General features: G+C 64.6%; 12 protein-coding genes. 8 read left to right on the forward strand and 4 right to left on the reverse strand.

The features are described from left to right. Nucleotides 1-195 precede the first annotated feature (195 nt). The 7 genes from tpx to ACK6AU_RS27930 all read left to right on the forward strand — a co-directional run bounded on the left by tpx (nt 196) and on the right by ACK6AU_RS27930 (nt 13376). A complete protein-coding gene (gene tpx / locus ACK6AU_RS27900) occupies nt 196-696 on the forward strand; it encodes a thiol peroxidase (RefSeq protein ID WP_185702156.1) in 501 nt (166 codons plus the stop codon). A 177-nt stretch (nt 697-873) separates the two neighbouring features. Beyond that, nucleotides 874-2205: an MdtA/MuxA family multidrug efflux RND transporter periplasmic adaptor subunit gene (locus ACK6AU_RS27905; protein ID WP_409302748.1), complete on the forward strand. Its 1332-nt coding sequence runs from the start codon at nt 874-876 to the stop codon at nt 2203-2205. Next, nucleotides 2202-5294, forward strand: a complete 3093-nt coding sequence (locus ACK6AU_RS27910; protein WP_185702154.1) for an MdtB/MuxB family multidrug efflux RND transporter permease subunit — start codon at nt 2202-2204, stop codon at nt 5292-5294. The genes ACK6AU_RS27905 and ACK6AU_RS27910 overlap by 4 nt, the downstream gene beginning before the upstream one ends. 118 nt (nt 5295-5412) lie before the next feature. Further along, the gene (locus ACK6AU_RS27915; RefSeq protein ID WP_185702153.1) at nt 5413-8520 is read left to right on the forward strand and encodes an efflux RND transporter permease subunit; all 3108 of its coding nucleotides are present in this window, start codon (nt 5413-5415) and stop codon (nt 8518-8520) included. Beyond that, nucleotides 8517-10010: an efflux transporter outer membrane subunit gene (locus ACK6AU_RS27920; protein ID WP_312026279.1), complete on the forward strand. Its 1494-nt coding sequence runs from the start codon at nt 8517-8519 to the stop codon at nt 10008-10010. Before ACK6AU_RS27915 ends, ACK6AU_RS27920 begins: the two co-directional genes overlap by 4 nt. Before the next feature lie 310 nt (nt 10011-10320). Continuing rightward, nucleotides 10321-12408, forward strand: a complete 2088-nt coding sequence (locus ACK6AU_RS27925; RefSeq protein WP_185702152.1) for a bifunctional diguanylate cyclase/phosphodiesterase — start codon at nt 10321-10323, stop codon at nt 12406-12408. 221 nt (nt 12409-12629) lie between these two features. Continuing rightward, nucleotides 12630-13376, forward strand: a complete 747-nt coding sequence (locus tag ACK6AU_RS27930) for an SDR family oxidoreductase (protein WP_185702151.1) — start codon at nt 12630-12632, stop codon at nt 13374-13376. On the opposite strand, the gene ACK6AU_RS27935 is transcribed toward ACK6AU_RS27930, so the two are convergent. The 4 genes from ACK6AU_RS27935 to ACK6AU_RS27950 all read right to left on the reverse strand — a co-directional run bounded on the left by ACK6AU_RS27935 (nt 13334) and on the right by ACK6AU_RS27950 (nt 17246). Continuing rightward, on the reverse strand, nt 13334-13699 hold the full coding sequence (locus ACK6AU_RS27935; RefSeq protein WP_409302752.1) for a hypothetical protein: 366 nt from the start codon (nt 13697-13699) through the stop codon (nt 13334-13336). The two genes, ACK6AU_RS27930 and ACK6AU_RS27935, sit on opposite strands and share 43 nt — an antisense overlap. A 134-nt stretch (nt 13700-13833) precedes the next feature. Next, entirely contained in the window at nt 13834-15243 is a 1410-nt protein-coding gene (mapR, locus tag ACK6AU_RS27940; RefSeq protein WP_053130369.1) for a GntR family transcriptional regulator MpaR, read from the reverse strand. 148 nt (nt 15244-15391) lie between these two features. Then, a complete protein-coding gene (ccoG, locus tag ACK6AU_RS27945) occupies nt 15392-16807 on the reverse strand; it encodes a cytochrome c oxidase accessory protein CcoG (RefSeq protein WP_185700956.1) in 1416 nt (471 codons plus the stop codon). 205 nt (nt 16808-17012) lie between these two features. Beyond that, complete coding sequence (locus tag ACK6AU_RS27950; protein ID WP_409302754.1) at nt 17013-17246, reverse strand: DUF3203 family protein; 234 nt, start codon at nt 17244-17246, stop codon at nt 17013-17015. Nucleotides 17247-17426: 180 nt separating this feature from the next. On the opposite strand from ACK6AU_RS27950, the gene ACK6AU_RS27955 reads away from it, so the two are divergent. Then, the coding region (locus ACK6AU_RS27955; protein ID WP_409302756.1) for an MgtC/SapB family protein at nt 17427-17632 on the forward strand (206 nt) is incomplete at its 3' end.

The following is a 17632-nucleotide window of genomic DNA, read 5'->3' on the forward strand; positions in this document are numbered from 1 at the left end:
CGGTCAGGGCTGGTCCATGGGGTTGCAAAGGACCTGGGTAGAGTGTGAGCCGTGCTTGGGTCGCTGCTAGCGGTCGCGGGGCTTGTGGGACAATTTATCCCGCGGGCATAGGTGCTTGCGCCGTTTCATGCTTAACTTCGGCCTCTCGACGATTTTCCATCATTGTTTCCATCACTCCCGCAAAGGACTCCGCTCATGGCTCAAGTCACCCTCAAAGGCAATCCGGTCCAGGTCAACGGCCAACTGCCGCCAGTCGGCTCCAAGGCGCCTGCATTCTCCCTGGTGGGCGCCGGCCTGGCCGATGTTTCCCTGGCCAGCCTGGCCGGCAAGCGCAAGGTGCTGAACATCTTCCCAAGCGTCGACACCCCGACCTGCGCGACCTCGGTGCGCAAGTTCAATGCCCAGGCCAATGGCCTGGCCAACACCGTGGTGCTGTGCATCTCCGCCGACCTGCCGTTCGCCCAGGCCCGCTTCTGCGGCGCCGAAGGCCTGGAAAACGTGCAGAACCTGTCGACCCTGCGTGGCCGCGAATTCATCGAGAACTACGGCGTGGCCATCGCCGACGGCCCGCTGGCCGGCCTGACCGCCCGTGCCGTGGTGGTACTGGATGAAAACGACCAGGTACTGCACAGCGAACTGGTCAAGGAGATCGCCGAGGAGCCGAACTACGACGCCGCCCTGGCCGTGCTCAAGTAAGGGCTTTTACAATTATTCACGGCCTGGCTTGCCCAGGCCGTTTTTATTTGTGCTTCAGTAAGTTAGCGACACACCTTGAAAACGTCAGGCAAAAGTAAATTGCCGGTAAAGGTCCTTTGCTAAAACCGCTCTAGTGCTTATCTTTCAGCCTTCTCAAAAGACACTCCCACGCGCCCAATGGTTGATCCTTCCATGCAATCCTCTGCTACCCGCAACTCTCGCCGCTGGCTGTTCGGCCTGTTTGTCCTGCTGCTGGTCGCTGGCCTGTGCTGGATATTCTGGCCAGCCAGCGGCACTCACAAGGAGGCGGCGCAGCAGAAAGCCGCCACCGGGCATACCGGCCGCAGCGGTAGCCTGCGTCCCGGCTTCGGTGGCGCCAGTGGGCCGATCCCGGTGCGGGTGCTGCCGGTGACCCAGGGGGATTTCCCGCTGTACTACAAGGCCCTGGGTACGGTGACCGCGCTGAACACCATCAATGTGCGCAGCCGGGTGGCGGGAGAACTGGTCAAGGTCAACTTCGAGGAAGGGCAGATGGTCAAGGCCGGCGACCTGCTGGCGCAGATCGATCCGCGGCCCTACCAGAACGCCTTGCTCCAGGCCGAGGGCACCCTGTTGCAGAACCAGGCGCAGTTGAAGAACGCCCAGATCGACCTCGAGCGCTATCGTGGGCTGTATGCCCAGGACAGCGTCGCCAAGCAGACCCTGGACAACGCCGTGGCGCTGGTGGGCCAGTACCAGGGTACGGTCAAGACCAACCAGGCGGCGGTCAACGATGCCCGGCTCAACCTCGAATTCACCAATATCCGTGCACCCATCGCCGGGCGCCTGGGCCTGCGCCAGCTGGACGTGGGCAACCTGGTGGCGGCCAATGACACCACGGCGCTGGTGATCATCACCCAGACCCAGCCCATCAGCGTGGCCTTCACCCTGCCGGAAAACAGCCTGGAAACCGTACTCGCCCGTTATCACGGCGGTGCTCGGATGCCGGTGGAGGCCTGGGACCGTGGCGACCTCAAGTTGCAGGCCAGCGGCGTGCTGCAGAGCCTGGACAACCAGATCGACACCACCACCGGCACCCTGAAGTTCAAGGCGCGCTTCGATAACCGCGACCAGGGCCTGTTCCCCAACCAGTTCGTCAACGTGCGCCTGCTGGCCGACACCCTGAAGAACGTGGTGCTGGCCCCTTCGGCGGCGATCCAGTTCGGCACCAACGGCACCTTCGTCTATGCCATGGACGGGGACCACAAGGTCAAGATCCGGCCACTCAAGGTCGGCGCCAGCAACGGCGAATCGACGGTGATCACCGAGGGCCTCAAGGCGGGCGATCGGGTGGTGATGGAAGGAACCGATCGCCTGAAGGACGGCAGCGAGGTGGAAGTGGTCAATGACGCCATCGATGTGCCGACCACTCCCACCGAGCACTTGCAAGGTCAGCCCGCGGGCTCGGCCAGCGCCCCGGCACCCGATGCAGCGCCAGTCGCTGGCAAGGCACAAAAGGCCGGCGCATGAATGTCTCGCGGCTGTTCATCCTCCGTCCGGTGGCCACCACCCTGAGCATGCTGGCCATTGTCCTGGCCGGCCTGATCGCCTATCGCTTGTTGCCGGTCTCGGCCTTGCCCCAGGTGGACTACCCGACCATCCGGGTCATGACCCTGTACCCCGGAGCCAGCCCGGATGTGATGACCAGCGCGGTCACCGCGCCCCTGGAGCGCCAGTTCGGGCAGATGCCGGGCCTGACCCAGATGGCCTCCACCAGTTCCGGTGGCGCTTCGGTGCTGACCCTGCGCTTCAGCCTCGACATCAACATGGACGTGGCCGAGCAGCAGGTACAGGCCGCGATCAATGCCGCCACCAACCTGCTGCCCAAGGACCTGCCGGCACCGCCGGTGTACAACAAGGTCAACCCGGCGGACACCCCGGTGCTGACCCTGGCCATCACCTCCAAGACCATGCTGCTGCCCAAGCTCAATGACCTGGTGGACACCCGCATGGCGCAGAAGATCGCCCAGATCAGCGGCGTGGGCATGGTCAGCATCGCCGGCGGCCAGCGCCAGGCCGTGCGGATCAAGGTCAACCCGGAGGCCCTGGCGGCCAACGGCCTGAACCTGTCGGACGTGCGCACGCTGATCGCCGCGTCCAACGTCAACCAGCCCAAGGGCAACTTCGACGGCCCGACCCGGGTGTCGATGCTCGACGCCAACGACCAGCTGACCTCGCCCAAGGACTATGCCGAGCTGATCCTGGCCTACAAGAACGGCGCGCCATTGCGCCTGAAGGACGTGGCCGAGATTGTCGATGGCGCCGAGAACGAGCGCCTGGCCGCCTGGGCCAACGAGAACCAGGCGGTGCTGCTGAACATCCAGCGCCAGCCCGGGGCCAACGTCATCGAGGTGGTGGACCGGATCAAGGCCATGCTGCCGAGCATCACCGACAACCTGCCGGCGGGCCTGGACGTCACCGTGCTCACCGATCGCACCCAGACCATCCGCGCCTCGGTCACCGATGTGCAGCACGAACTGTTCATCGCCATCGCCCTGGTGGTGATGGTGACCTTCCTGTTCCTGCGTCGGGCCAGTGCCACGGTGATCCCGTCGATAGCCGTGCCGTTGTCGCTGATCGGCACCTTCGGCGTGATGTACCTGGCCGGGTTCTCGGTGAACAACCTGACCCTGATGGCGTTGACCATCGCCACCGGCTTCGTGGTGGATGACGCCATCGTCATGCTGGAGAACATCTCGCGCTTCATCGAGGAGGGTGACAGCCCGTTGCAGGCGGCGCTCAAGGGGGCCAAGCAGATCGGCTTCACCCTGATCTCCCTGACCTTGTCGCTGATCGCGGTGCTGATCCCGCTGCTGTTCATGGCCGATGTGGTCGGGAGGCTGTTCCGTGAGTTCGCCATCACCCTGGCGGTGGCGATCCTGATTTCCCTGGTGGTGTCCCTGACCCTGACCCCGATGATGTGCGCGCGGTTGCTCAAGCCCGAGCCCAAGGAGCACGAGCAGGGGCGGTTCTATCGCGCCAGCGGCGCCTGGATCGACTGGCTGATCGCGGGCTACGGACGCCAGTTGCAATGGGTGCTCAGGCATCAGTTCCTGACCTTGCTGGTGGCCATCGGCACCCTGGCGCTGACGGTGTTCCTCTACCTGATAGTGCCCAAGGGCTTCTTCCCAGTGCAGGACACCGGGGTCATCCAGGGTATTTCCGAGGCGCCGCAATCGGTGTCCTTCGCCGCCATGAGCCAGCGCCAGCAGGACTTGGCCAAGGTCATCCTGCAGGACCCGGCGGTAGAGAGCCTGTCGTCCTACATCGGCGTGGATGGCGACAACGCCACCCTCAACAGCGGCCGCCTGCTGATCAACCTCAAGCCCCACAACCAGCGCGAGCTCAGCGCCGCCCAGGTGATCGCGCGGTTGCAGCCGCAAGTGGACAAGCTGCTGGGCATCCGCCTGTTCATGCAGCCGGTACAGGACCTGACCATCGAAGACCGGGTCAGCCGGACCCAGTACCAGTTCAGCCTGTCCTCGCCCGATGCCGACCTGCTGAGCCTGTGGAGCGGTCGCCTGGTGCAGGCCCTGGCCCAGCGTCCAGAGCTCACCGATGTGGCCAGCGACCTGCAGGACAAGGGCCTGCAGGTGTACCTGGTGATCGATCGCGATGCCGCCTCCCGGCTGGGAGTCTCGGTGTCGAACATCACCGACGCCCTGTACGACGCCTTTGGCCAGCGACAGATTTCCACCATCTATACCCAGGCCAGCCAGTACCGGGTGGTGCTCCAGGCCCAGGCCGGGGAGCGCATCGGGCCCCAGGCCCTGGAGCAGATCCACGTCAAGACCACCGATGGCGGGCAGGTGCGCTTGTCCAGCCTGGCCCATGTCGAAGAGCGCCAGGCTCAATTGGCGATTGCCCATATCGGCCAGTTCCCGGCGGTGATGATGTCCTTCAACCTCGCTCCGGGGGTGGCCCTGGGTGAAGCGGTGCAGGTGATCGAGCAGGTGCGGCAGGACATCGGCATGCCGGTGGGGGTGCAGACCCGCTTCCAGGGCGCGGCCGAGGCCTTCCAGGCTTCGCTGTCCAGTACCTTGCTGCTGATCCTGGCGGCGGTGGTGACCATGTACATCGTGCTCGGCGTGCTCTACGAGAGCTACATCCATCCGATCACCATTCTTTCCACCTTGCCCTCGGCGGCGGTGGGGGCCTTGCTGGCACTGATCCTCAGCGGTAACGACCTGGGCATGATCGCCATCATCGGCATCATCTTGCTGATCGGTATCGTCAAGAAGAACGCGATCATGATGATCGACTTCGCCCTGGATGCCGAACGCAACCAGGGCGTCGCGCCGCAGCAAGCCATCTACCAGGCGGCGTTGTTGCGCTTCCGGCCGATCCTCATGACCACCCTGGCAGCGTTGTTCGGCGCCGTGCCACTGATGCTGGCCACCGGTTCCGGCGCCGAGCTGCGCCAGCCCCTGGGCCTGGTGATGGTCGGTGGCCTGCTGGTGAGCCAGGTCCTGACCCTGTTCACCACGCCCGTTATCTACCTGTACTTCGACCGCTTGGGCCGCCGGTTTGCCAAGCCCGCCGTAGGAGAAGTGGTGTGAGGGGCGCCAGCGGCAAGCTGCAAGCCGCAAGCGGCAAGCCGGAGCAAAAGCCAGAGCCGCTGCTGGGCGTCCTGCTTTTCTCTTGTAGCTTGCAGCTTGAAGCCTGGAGCTGCCGCCCATGAACCTGTCCGGACCTTTTATCAGGCGTCCCGTGGCGACGATGCTCTTGAGTCTGGCGATTATGTTATTGGGCGGCGTCAGCTTCGGTTTGCTGCCGGTGGCGCCGCTGCCGCAGATGGATTTTCCGGTGATCGTGGTCCAGGCCAGCCTGCCCGGGGCCAGCCCCGAGGTCATGGCCTCGACTGTGGCCACGCCCCTGGAGCGTGCCTTCGGCGCCATCGCCGGGATCGACACCATGAGCAGCCGTTCCAGCCAGGGCTCGACCCGGGTAATCCTGCAGTTCGACCTGGATCGCGATATCGATGGCGCGGCGCGGGAAGTGCAGGCCGCGATCAACGCCTCGCGCAACCTGTTGCCCAGCGGCATGCGCAGCATGCCCACCTACAAGAAGGTCAACCCGTCCCAGGCGCCGATCATGGTGCTGTCCTTGACCTCGGACGTGCTGGAAAAGGGCCAGCTCTACGACCTGGCCTCCACCATCCTGTCCCAGAGTCTGTCCCAGGTGCAGGGCGTGGGCGAGGTCCAGGTCGGTGGCAGCTCGTTGCCGGCGGTGCGCATCGAACTGGAGCCGCAACTGCTCAACCAGTACGGGGTGGCCCTGGACGACGTGCGCAACGCCATCGCCAATGCCAACCAGCGCCGGCCCAAGGGCTCGGTGGAGGATGACCAGCGGCTGTGGCAGATCCAGGCCAACGACCAGCTGGAGAAGGCCCGTGATTACGAGCCGCTGATCATCCACTACAACAACGGCGCGGCCTTGCGCCTGAAGGACGTGGCCAAGGTCAGCGATGGCGTCGAGGATCGCTACAACAGCGGTTTCTTCAACGATGACGCCGCCGTGCTGCTGGTGATCAACCGCCAGGCCGGGGCCAACATCATCGAGACGGTGAACGAGATCAAGGCCCAGTTGCCGGCGTTGCAGGCGGTGCTGCCGGCCAGCGTCAAGCTCAACCTGGCCATGGACCGTTCGCCGGTGATCAAGGCCACCTTGCACGAGGCCGAGATGACCCTGCTGATCGCCGTGGTCCTGGTGATCCTGGTGGTGTTCCTGTTCCTGGGCAACTTGCGCGCTTCGGTGATCCCGACGCTGGCGGTGCCGGTGTCGCTGGTGGGCACCTTCGCGATCATGTACCTGTACGGCTTCTCCCTGAACAACCTGTCGCTGATGGCGCTGATCCTGGCCACGGGTTTGGTGGTGGACGACGCCATCGTGGTCCTGGAGAACATCTCCCGGCATATCGACGAGGGCGTGAAGCCGCTGAAGGCTGCCTACCTGGGGGCCAGGGAAGTGGGCTTCACCCTGTTGTCGATGAACGTCTCGCTGGTGGCGGTGTTCCTGTCGATCCTGTTCATGGGCGGGATCATCGAGAGCCTGTTCCGCGAGTTCTCCATCACCCTGGCGGCGGCCATCGTGGTCTCGCTGGTGGTGTCCCTGACCCTGACGCCCATGCTCTGCGCCCGCTGGCTCAAGCCCCACCTGCCGGACCAGGAGAATGCCCTGCAGCGCTGGAGCCGGCGCAGCAACGACTGGATGGTCGGCAAGTACGCCAGCAGCCTGGACTGGGTGCTACGGCATCGGCGCCTGACCCTGCTCAGCCTGCTGCTGACCATCGGCGTCAACGTCGCCTTGTATGTGGTGGTGCCCAAGACCTTCATGCCCCAGCAGGACACTGGCCAGTTGATCGGTTTCGTCCGTGGCGACGACGGCCTGTCCTTCAGCGTGATGCAGCCGAAGATGGAGATCTTCCGCCGCGCCGTGCTCAAGGATGAGGCGGTGGAGAGCGTGGCCGGCTTCATCGGCGGCTCCAACGGCACCAACAACGCCTTCATGCTGGTGCGCCTGAAACCCATCAAGGAGCGCAGTATCTCGGCGCAGAAGGTCATCGAGCGCCTGCGCAAGGAAATGCCCAAGGTCCCGGGGGCCCAGCTGATGCTGATGGCCGACCAGGACCTGCAGTTCGGTGGCGGCCGCGAACAGACCACCTCGCAGTACTCCTACATCCTGCAGAGCGGCAACCTGGGCGAGCTGCGCCAGTGGTATCCGAAGGTGGTCGCGGCGTTGCGGGCCTTGCCCGAGCTGACCGCCATCGATGCTCGCGACGGCCACGGCGCGCAGCAGGTGACCCTGATGGTGGACCGCGACCAGGCCAAGCGCCTGGGGGTGGACATGGACATGGTCACCGCGGTGCTCAATAACGCCTACAGCCAGCGGCAGATCTCCACCATCTACGACAGCCTCAACCAGTATCGGGTGGTGATGGAGGTCAATCCCAAGTACGCCCAGGACCCGATCACCCTGAACCAGGTGCAGGTGATCACCGCCGACGGGGCGCGGATTCCGCTGTCGACCATCGCCCATTACGAAAGCAGCCTGGAAGACGATCGGGTCAGCCATGAGGGGCAGTTCGCTTCGGAAAGCATTGCCTTCGACATGGCCGAAGGCGTCACCGTGGAGCAGGGCACCGCAGCCATCGAGCGGGCGATCGCCAAGCTGGGCATGCCCGAGGATGTGATCATCAAGATGGCCGGCACCGCCGACGCCTTCGCCGCCACCCAGAAAAGCCAGCCGTTCATGATCCTCGGCGCGCTGCTGGCGGTGTACCTGGTGCTCGGGGTGCTCTACGAGAGCTACATCCATCCGCTGACCATCCTTTCCACCTTGCCCTCGGCCGGCGTCGGCGCCTTGCTCTCGATCTACGTACTGGGCAGCGAGTTCAGCCTGATTTCCCTCCTGGGGCTGTTCCTGCTGATCGGTGTGGTGAAGAAGAACGCGATCCTGATGATCGACCTGGCGCTGCAACTGGAGCGGCATGAGCAGCTCGACCCGCTGCAGTCGATCCGCAGCGCCTGCCTGCAGCGCCTGCGACCGATTCTGATGACCACCCTGGCGGCGATCCTCGGCGCCTTGCCGCTGCTGCTGGGCACCGCCGAGGGCTCGGAGATGCGCCAGCCCCTGGGCCTGACCATCATCGGCGGCCTGGTCTTCAGCCAGATCCTGACCCTCTACACCACTCCGGTGGTCTACCTCTATCTCGACCGCCTGCGCCACAAGTTCAACCACTGGCGTGGGGTCCGTACCGATGCCGCCCTGGAAACGCCGCTATGACCGAACACCCATTCCGTCCCGTTTCGCTGTTGTCCGCCCAGCGTCTGGCCATGGCCCGGGGCTCACGGTCCCTGAGCCTGGGCCTGTGCGTGCTGCTGCTCAGCGCCTGCGCCATCGGCCCCGACTATCGGCGACCCGAAGTGGCCGAGCCTGCGCAATACAAGGCCGCCCAGGGCTGGCGCCAGGCCAGCCCCAGTGATGCCCTGGCCCGTGGCGCCTGGTGGGAGTTGTATGGCGATACCCGGCTCAACGGCCTGGTGGACCAGCTCAACAGCGCCAACCAGAGCGTGGCCCAGGCCGAAGCCCAGTACCGCCAGGCCCAGGCCCTGGTGCGCAGCTCCCGTGGGGCGTTCTTTCCCAGTATCGACCTGAGCGCCGGCAAGACCCGCGCCAGCCAGGGCACCGGCAGCAGCAGTTCGGCCCTGAGCAGTTCCAGCAGCGGTATCCGCGATACCTATAACACCCAGTTGGGGGTGACTTGGGAAGCGGACATCTGGGGCAAGCTGCGCCGTGGCCTGGAGGCCAACCAGGGCAGTGCCGAGGCGAGCTTCGCCGACCTGGCGGCCATGCGCCTGAGCCAGCAATCCGAACTGGTGCAGAACTACCTGCAACTGCGGGTGATCGACGAGCAGAAGCGCCTGCTGGAGGCCACAGTGGTGGCCTATCAGCGTTCCCTGACCATGACCCAGAACCAGTACCAGGCCGGCGTTGCTGGCAAGGACGCGGTGGCCCAGGCCCAGACCCAGCTCAAGAGCACCCAGGCCGACCTGATCGACCTGATCTGGCAGCGTGCCCAGTTCGAGAACGCCATCGCGGTGCTGATCGGCGTGCCACCGGCCGAGTTCAAGCTGGCCGAGACCCGGAACGTTCCGGTACTGCCCCAGGTCCCCCTGGGCGTGCCTTCGCAATTGCTGGAGCGGCGCCCCGACATCGCCTCGGCCGAGCGGGCGATGATGGCGGCCAATGCCAAGATCGGCGTGGCCAAGGCCGCCTATTATCCGGACCTGACCCTGAGCATGGCCGGCGGCTATAGCAGCAGCACCTACTCCAACTGGATCAGCCTGCCGAACCGTTTCTGGTCGGTGGGACCGAAGCTGGCGATGACCCTGTTCGATGGCGGCCAGCGCTCGGCGGAGGTGGACCGCACGGTGGCGGTATACGACCAGACCGTGGCCAAATACCGGCAGACCGTGCTCGACGGCTTTCGCGAGGTGGAGAACTACATGACCCAGCTCAAGGTCCTGGAGGACGAGGCGGGCGTGCGCCAGCAGGCCCTGGACTCGGCCCGCGATGCCCTGCGCTTGACCGAGAACCAGTACAAGGCCGGACTCATCGGCTACCTGGATGTGGTCACCAGCCAGACCACCGCGCTGAGCAACGAACGCAGTGTGCTGAGCCTGTTGCAGAGTCGCCTGATCGCCAGCGTGCAGTTGATCGCTGCCCTGGGCGGTGGCTGGGATGGCCAGTTGCAGGTCAGCGAGCAGAAGTAGCCGGGCGGGGGACCCATGGGTTCCCGCCACGATCACGCGATACAGAGCCTTCGCGATCGTCATCAGCAGCTACAGTATTTGCTGTCGGCGCCGATAAAGCAGCAAGCACCTCCAGAGCGTCCGGCGCCGCCGGACGACGCCCCTGTGAAGGTGCGAAGGCCATGTCCACGAGGCTTGCAAGGTCTTTTGACCCTCTGTCCGACTGATGGCCATTTGATAACTTTATGGATGCGTTATTTCCTGCAATCAGTACAATCTGCGGTTTTGCCCGCCGCGCAGGGATGTCGGCACAACGGCCAAGAGACGCCTAATGCTCATCGGTAGCTATTCCTCCGCGCTGGTCCTGATCTCCATTTTCGTGGCGATCCTCGCTTCCTATACCGCTCTGGATCTCACTGGACGCATCGCTACCGCCCAGGGACGCGCGGTCTACCTGTGGATGAGCGGCGGCGCCCTGGCGATGGGCATCGGCGTGTGGTCCATGCATTTCATCGGCATGCTGGCCTTTTCATTGCCCATCGACCTGGGCTACGACATCGGCCTCACGGCGCTGTCGTTGCTCATTTCCTTCCTGTCCTGCGGTTTCGCCCTATGGCTGGTGAGCCAGCCGCGCCTGCCAGTGATGCAATTGCTCTTCGGGGCGTTGATCATGGGCTCGGGAATCAGCGGCATGCACTACACCGGCATGGCGGCCCTGCGCATGCAGCCAGGTATCGACTACGACCCGCAGCTGTTCGGCGCTTCGCTGCTGATCGCCTTCGGCGCTTCCCTGGCGGCGCTGTGGATCGCCTTCCGCCTGCGCCAGAACACGCCCTATGTACGCCTGGTACGCACCGGAGCGGCCATCATCATGGGGTTTGCCATCGTCGGCATGCACTACACCGGCATGGCCGCCGCACGATTTGCCGGCGGCAGTTTCTGCGGCGCCCTGGCCGATGGCCTGAGCGGCAAGGGCCTGGACAACCTGGTGCTGATCACCACCCTGGCAGTGTTGATCATAGCCTTGCTGACCTCGGTGCTCGACGCTCGCCTGGAGGCGCGCACCGCCGTGCTGGCGCAGTCTTTGACCGAGGCCAACAAGGAACTGACCCAACTGGCCCTGCACGACACGCTGACCGGCTTGCCGAACCGCATCCTGCTGGCCGACCGCATCGACCAGGCCATGCACCGGGTCACCGCCCATGGTGGGTGTTTTGCCCTGATGTTCATCGACCTGGACGGTTTCAAACCGGTCAACGACGCCTTCGGCCACCACATGGGCGACCAGCTTTTACGCGAGGTGGCCCAGCGCCTGCGCGAGGATCTGCGCAGCGAAGACACCCTGGCCCGGATCGGCGGCGACGAATTCGTGCTGCTGGTGCAGCTCGCCGAGCCTGACGATGCCCTGCGCCTGGCGTCGCGCCAGGTGGGCTTGGTGTCGCGCTCGTTCCGGGTGGCCGAGCATGATCTGCAGATATCCGCCAGCATCGGCATCGCGGTGTATCCGGGCAATGGCCAGAGCGCCCAGGAACTCTTGATGAACGCCGATGCCGCGATGTATCACGCCAAGGGCACCGGCAAGAACGGCTACAGCTTTTTCGACGCTTCGATGAACAACAATGCCCGGCGCCAGCTGCAGTTGCTCCAGGACCTGCGCAACGCCCTGGAGCACCATCAGTTCCGCCTGCACTACCAGCCCAAGTTCGACGCCATCGACGGCCGGCCGGTGGGCGCCGAGGCCTTGCTGCGTTGGGAACACCCGCAACACGGCCTGCTGATGCCGGACAAGTTCATCGAGCTGGCAGAGAAGACCGGCTTGATCATTTCCATCGGTGAGTGGGTGCTGGACGAAGCCTGCCGGCAGATGCAGCAGTGGTACGCCGAGGGTTATACCGACTGGCGCATCGCGGTGAACCTGTCGGCCATGCAGTTCTGCCATGGGGGGCTGGTCAATAGCGTGTCCAGCGCTTTGGAACGCTACCACCTGCCGGCCAACAACCTGACTCTGGAAATCACCGAGACCACGGCGATGCATGATGCCGATGTCAGCATGATCGTCCTGCAGCAGTTGGCGGACATGGGCGTAGACCTGTCCATCGACGATTTCGGCACCGGCTATTCGAGCCTGATGTACCTCAAGCGCCTGCCTGCCAACGAGCTGAAGATCGACCGTGGTTTCGTCCGCGACCTGGAGCACGACAGCGACGACGCCGCGATCGTCTCGGCGATCGTCGCCCTGGGCCAGGCCCTGGGCTTGCGGATCGTCGCTGAAGGGGTGGAGACCGGTGTACAGCGGACCTTCCTCACCGAGCTGGGGTGCGATTCGCTGCAGGGCTACTACCTTGGCCACCCGATGCCTCCCGAGCGATTCCTCCAGGCCCTGCGCCAGAACCTGCCGAATCTCGAACGCGAAGCCTGAGCCCCGTGCTCGGCTGCACCGCCGCAGACCCCGACCACAGGGCTCTCCAGGCTCGCGCTATGGCCCGCTCCTGTGCAGGCTGTGCAGGCGTACGCAGCCTGCGGCAGTGGCGACACACAGCGAGTGCCCATCGCGCCAAGGGTGGCCGGTGGCGGTTTTCATCACTGGCTGCGCGGTGTTTAATGGCTCGCGTTGAAATGATCAGTGAGGGAGTTGGCAGCATGGACAAAGTCATCGTCATCACCGGTGGCGGACGGGGGATCGGCGCCGCCACGGCATTGCTGGCCGCGCAGCAGGGTTTCAAGGTGTGCATCAACTACCAGGCCGATGAACAGTCGGCCCAGCAGGTCCTGGAGCAGGTCCGGGCCCTGGGCGCCCAGGCGATTGCCGTGCGGGCCGATGTCAGTATCGAGGATGAAGTCATCGGCCTGTTCCAGCGGGTCGACGCCGAGCTGGGGCGTGTCACGGCCCTGGTCAATAACGCCGGGACCGTGGGCCAGAAGTCCCGTCTTGAAGACATGTCCGAGTTTCGTATCCAGAAGATCATGAAGACCAATGTCATGGGGCCGATCCTCTGTGCCAAGCACGCGGTGCTGCGCATGTCGCCGCGCCATGGCGGGCAGGGCGGCAGCATCGTCAACGTCTCCTCGGTCGCCGCGCGCCTGGGCTCGCCTGGCGAGTACATCGACTACGCCGCTTCCAAGGGTGCGTTGGACACCTTCACCATCGGCCTGTCCAAGGAAGTGGCAGGCGAGGGCATTCGGGTCAATGCCGTGCGTCCGGGCTACATCTATACCGATTTCCACGCCCTGAGCGGCGACGCGGATCGCGTCAGCAAGCTGGAGGGGGCGATTCCCATGGGCCGCGGCGGACGCCCGGACGAGGTGGCCGAAGCCATCGTCTGGCTGCTGTCGGACAAGGCCTCCTATGCCACCGGCACCTTCGTCGACCTGGGCGGCGGTCGCTGATCCCGCGTCCGCCGCACCTGCCGAGTCTCGAGGGAAGCCTCCTGGAGGGGGGACAGGGTGAAAGCCGGCTTGCACTCGGACGCTTCCAGCAGCAGGGGCGGCAGGTCCACCTCGGCAGCTTCCAGACACAGGATGCCGAGTTCCTCCAGGACTGGCCGGTCGGCCGCCAGTGCCAGGATCGGCAGGCGTTCGTAGGGGCGTGGGTCCTCGCCGTAGTAGACCTTGGCGGTGCCGGGAGAGACGCCTTCCAGACGGGCGAAGCCTTCTTCGTCGTGATGCGCAAGATGCTGCACATCGTATTTGGCGTGCTCAAGTCGGGCCATCCTGATGACCCGAAATTGGCGCTTGCCCGGTAACGGGCAAGAGGGTATCTACACCCAGCGGCTCTGTAGCCGCTGCCGAGCCTGCGAGGCTGCGCCAAGGTCCGCAGGACCTTCAGCGTTCGGATCGGTGCGGCTTAGAACGAGCGGATGATCCGGCCCAGGGTCTCCATGGCCTTTTCCATCGTCTCGTTCCACGGGCTGCCGTAATTGAGGCGAATGCAATTGCGAAAACGCTGGGTCGGGGAAAAGATCGGCCCGGGGGCGATGCTGATGCCCTGGGCCAGAGCCATCTGGAACAGCTTCAGGGAGTCCATCTGCGGCGGTAGCTCCAACCACAGGAAATAACCACCGGCGGGCTGGCTGACCCGGGTCTGGGCCGGGAAGTGCCGGGCAATCGCCGCCAGCATGGCGCTCTGCTGTTCTTCCAGGGCATAGCGCAGCTTGCGCAGGTGGCGGTCGTAGCCCCCGTGCTGCAAATAGTCGGCAATGGCCGCCTGGGCCGGCATCGAGGCGCACAACGAGGTCATCAGCTTGAGCCGTTCGATCTTCTGTGCGTAGCGCCCGGCGGCCACCCAACCGATGCGGTAGCCCGGGGCCAGGCTCTTGGCGAAGGAACCGCAGTGCATCACCAGGCCCTCGGTATCGAAGGCCTTGGCCGGTTTCGGGGCTTGCTGGCCGTAGTACAGCTCGGCGTAGACATCGTCCTCGATCAGCGGTACCTGGTGCTGGCGCAGCAGTTCCACCAGTTCCTGTTTCTTGGCCTCGGGCATGCTCGCGCCCATGGGGTTCTGGAAGTTGGTCATGCACCAGCAGGCCTTGATCGGGTGACGTTCCAGGGTCTGGGCCAGCACGCCCAGGTCGATGCCGTCGCGCGGGTGGACAGGGATCTCCACGGCCTTGAGCTTGAGGCGCTCCAGCACCTGCAGGCTGGCATAGAAGGCCGGGGCCTCGATGGCCACCAGGTCGCCGGGTTCGGTCACGGCTTGCAGGCACAGGTTCAGCGCCTCCAGGGCGCCATTGGTGATCAGCAGTTCCTCCATGGGCAGCATCAGCCCCGCCACCATGTAGCGCAGGGCGATCTGCCGGCGCAACTGCGGGTTGCCCGGCGACATGTCGGTGACCACCACCCGCGGGTCCATCTCGCGGCTGGCGCTGGCCAGGGAGCGGGACAAGCGCTGCAGGGGGAACAGGGTCGGGCTGGGGAAGGCCGAGCCGAAGGGCACGGTACTCGGGTCCTTGATCGAGTCGAGCACCGAGAACACCAGCTCGCTGACGTCGACTTCGGTGGACTCGTTGACTTCGCTGCTGATCACCGGCTCGGAGAATGGGCTGGGCGCGTGGGCATTGACGAAGTAGCCCGAGCGTGGTCGGGCACGGATCAGCCCACGGCGTTCCAGCAGGTAATAGGCCTGGAACACCGTCGACGGGCTGACCCCGTAGGTCTGGCTGGCGTAACGCACCGAAGGTACGCGCTGGCCAGGACCCAGGACCCCGGAACGGATCAGTTCGGCGATGTCATCGGCGAATTTTTCGTAGCGTTTCATCTGCGGTGCAAGATCCAGTCTGGTCATCGGTGCGACATGCGTAAGGTAGCGAGAGTAGGGACTGCGACCCGCGGGCGCCAGGAGGGTCCAGGGCGCCCGCGGGTGCTGGCGTGGTCCGGGATACCCCTCGCCACGGCATTCTAGAGGTTCAGCGGTTCATCGGCGCGACAAAACGGCTTGCCGCCACGGCCTGGATGGCCGGGTCGTCGCTATCGCTGACCTTGAAGCTGATGTCCTGGGAACTGCTTTGCGGGCGTTCCTGGACCAACGCCACCGAAACCGGCAAGTCGACGATTTCACCTGGAGCCAGGCTCAGTTCGGTCTTGCCTTGCAGCTCGAAGCCTTCGCCGTCTACCAGGGCCAGGTGATAGTCCTGGCGTTGCTGGGTCTTGTTGATGATCTTCAGGCTATAAATGTTCTCGATCTGCCCCAGGGCATTCTCGCGGAACAGGCCACGGTCCTTGGTCACGTCCAGGGACACCATCGGCCGTTGCACCAGGGCCAGGACCAGCGCGCCGATCATCACCAGCATCACTGCGCAGTAGCCCACCAGGCGCGGCCGCAGCAGGTGGGTCTTGCCCCCTTGCAGTTCATGTTCGGAGGTATAGGAAATCAGGCCGCGGGCGTAGCCCATCTTGTCCATGATCGAGTCGCAGGCATCGATGCAGGCGGCGCAGCCAATGCATTCCATCTGCAGGCCGTCGCGGATGTCGATGCCGGTGGGGCAGACCTGCACGCACAGCTGGCAGTCGATGCAATCGCCCAGGCCGACATCGGCGGGCTTGACGTCGCGCTTGCGCGGGCCACGGCTTTCGCCCCGGGTCGGGTTGTAGGAAATGGTCAGGGTGTCCTTGTCGAACATCACGCTCTGGAAGCGGGCATAAGGGCACATGTGCATGCACACCGCTTCACGCATCCAGCCGGCATTGATATAGGTGGCGCCGGCGAAGAACACCACCCAGAACAGGCTCAGGCCGCCGATCTGCAAGGTCATCAGCTCCTGGGCCAGGGGCCGGATCGGGGTGAAGTAGCCAACGAAGGTCAGGCCGGTGAGCAGGCTGATGCCCAGCCACAGGGTGTGCTTGAGGGCCCGGCGGGCCAGCTTGTTGGCGCTCCAGGGCGCGGCCTGCAGCTTGATCCGCTGGTTGCGGTCGCCCTCGGTGACCTTTTCGCACCACATGAACAGCCAGGTCCAGGAGCTTTGCGGGCAGGTATAGCCGCACCAGACCCGACCGGCGAACACCGTGATGGAGAACAGGCCGAAGGCGCAGATGATCAGCAGCGCCGAGAGGAGGATGAAGTCCTGGGGCCAGAAGGTGGCGCCGAAGATATGGAACTTGCTTTGCGCCAGGTCCCACAGGACTGCCTGGCGTCCGCCCCAGTTGAGCCAGACGGTGCCGAAGAACAGCAGGAACAGGAAACCTGCGCCGCCCATGCGCAGGGTGCGGAACAGGCCGCTGAAACTACGGGTATAGACGTGTTTGTCGGTGCTCTTCGTCTTCATCTGTTTAGGGCGTGAAGGTTCGAAGGTCTCTACTAATCGGACGGGGATTCTTTCGCTCATGGTCGTTCGCTCATAGCCTCCATCAGGCCGCGCAACTATGACCATGGATCTGTTTGCATAACAGGCTCAGCTATTTGATAAAAAAGCGGATCAGATGACCGTTGGACGAGACCTGCGACAACTTGCTGCACCCGGCAAGTTCCCGGGGACCTGGCCCCGCAGGCTGATGGCACAGGGCTACGGGGGTGGCCCTGATCCAGGTCAGTCAAATCACCGAATCACCCTCGGACGCCTTCAGATGGCGCCGGCCGTCGGTGGCACCTGCCACGGTCAGGGCGTCGGCTTCTGCTTCGGTGATGTAGATCCGCTCGCCCTTGATCTCCACCGCCGACATCGCCTTGGCGCTGTCGGTGATGACGGTCACGGCACTGGCGGGCAGGCGTTCGTGGAGGGTCTGGGTGTCGAAGTAACAGTGCTGCTGTTCGATGCGCAGGCTCATGTCGGATCTCTCCTGGCGATGGCTATACAGGTTAGGGCCCGCCACTCGGCCAGGGTTCGCTGCCGGCGATCAACGGCGTCCAGGCAGCGGGCCGGCACCTTTTGCCTGGCCCCGCGGTCCATCCTTAATGAAGCCCATGTCCCGCAACCGGTGGGGCCCGGATGGCCGGAGGAGCATTCGATGGACGCCTGGTGGCATGAGGTATGGCTGACCCTGCAAGCGGAGTTCGCCGATATCGGCGACGCGCGGCAGATGACCCGGATCATCCTGCGGCTGCTGCTGGCGGCGGTGCTGGGGGCGGTGCTGGGGTTCGAGCGGGAGCACAAGGGCAAGGCGGCCGGGGGGCGCACCCACATGCTGGTGGCCATGGGCGCCGCCTTGTTCGT

It is taken from the genome of Pseudomonas sp. KCJK8993 (genome assembly GCF_046230915.1).
Classification (GTDB): Bacteria; Pseudomonadota; Gammaproteobacteria; order Pseudomonadales; family Pseudomonadaceae; genus Aquipseudomonas; species Aquipseudomonas piscis.

Bases quoted from the DNA above. Each gene is read 5' to 3' on its own strand.
- ACK6AU_RS27910 (WP_185702154.1), top strand. From the start codon at position 2,202: ATGAATGTCTCGCGGCTGTTCATCCTCCGTCCGGTGGCCACCACCCTG.
- ACK6AU_RS27930 (WP_185702151.1), top strand. From the start codon at position 12,630: ATGGACAAAGTCATCGTCATCACCGGTGGCGGACGGGGGATCGGCGCC.
- tpx (WP_185702156.1), top strand. From the start codon at position 196: ATGGCTCAAGTCACCCTCAAAGGCAATCCGGTCCAGGTCAACGGCCAA.
- ACK6AU_RS27950 (WP_409302754.1), bottom strand. From the start codon at position 17,246: ATGAGCCTGCGCATCGAACAGCAGCACTGTTACTTCGACACCCAGACC.
- ACK6AU_RS27915 (WP_185702153.1), top strand. From the start codon at position 5,413: ATGAACCTGTCCGGACCTTTTATCAGGCGTCCCGTGGCGACGATGCTC.
- ACK6AU_RS27935 (WP_409302752.1), bottom strand. From the start codon at position 13,699: ATGGCCCGACTTGAGCACGCCAAATACGATGTGCAGCATCTTGCGCAT.
- ACK6AU_RS27905 (WP_409302748.1), top strand. From the start codon at position 874: ATGGTTGATCCTTCCATGCAATCCTCTGCTACCCGCAACTCTCGCCGC.
- ACK6AU_RS27925 (WP_185702152.1), top strand. From the start codon at position 10,321: ATGCTCATCGGTAGCTATTCCTCCGCGCTGGTCCTGATCTCCATTTTC.
- mapR (WP_053130369.1), bottom strand. From the start codon at position 15,243: ATGAAACGCTACGAAAAATTCGCCGATGACATCGCCGAACTGATCCGT.
- ccoG (WP_185700956.1), bottom strand. From the start codon at position 16,807: ATGAGCGAAAGAATCCCCGTCCGATTAGTAGAGACCTTCGAACCTTCA.
- ACK6AU_RS27920 (WP_312026279.1), top strand. From the start codon at position 8,517: ATGACCGAACACCCATTCCGTCCCGTTTCGCTGTTGTCCGCCCAGCGT.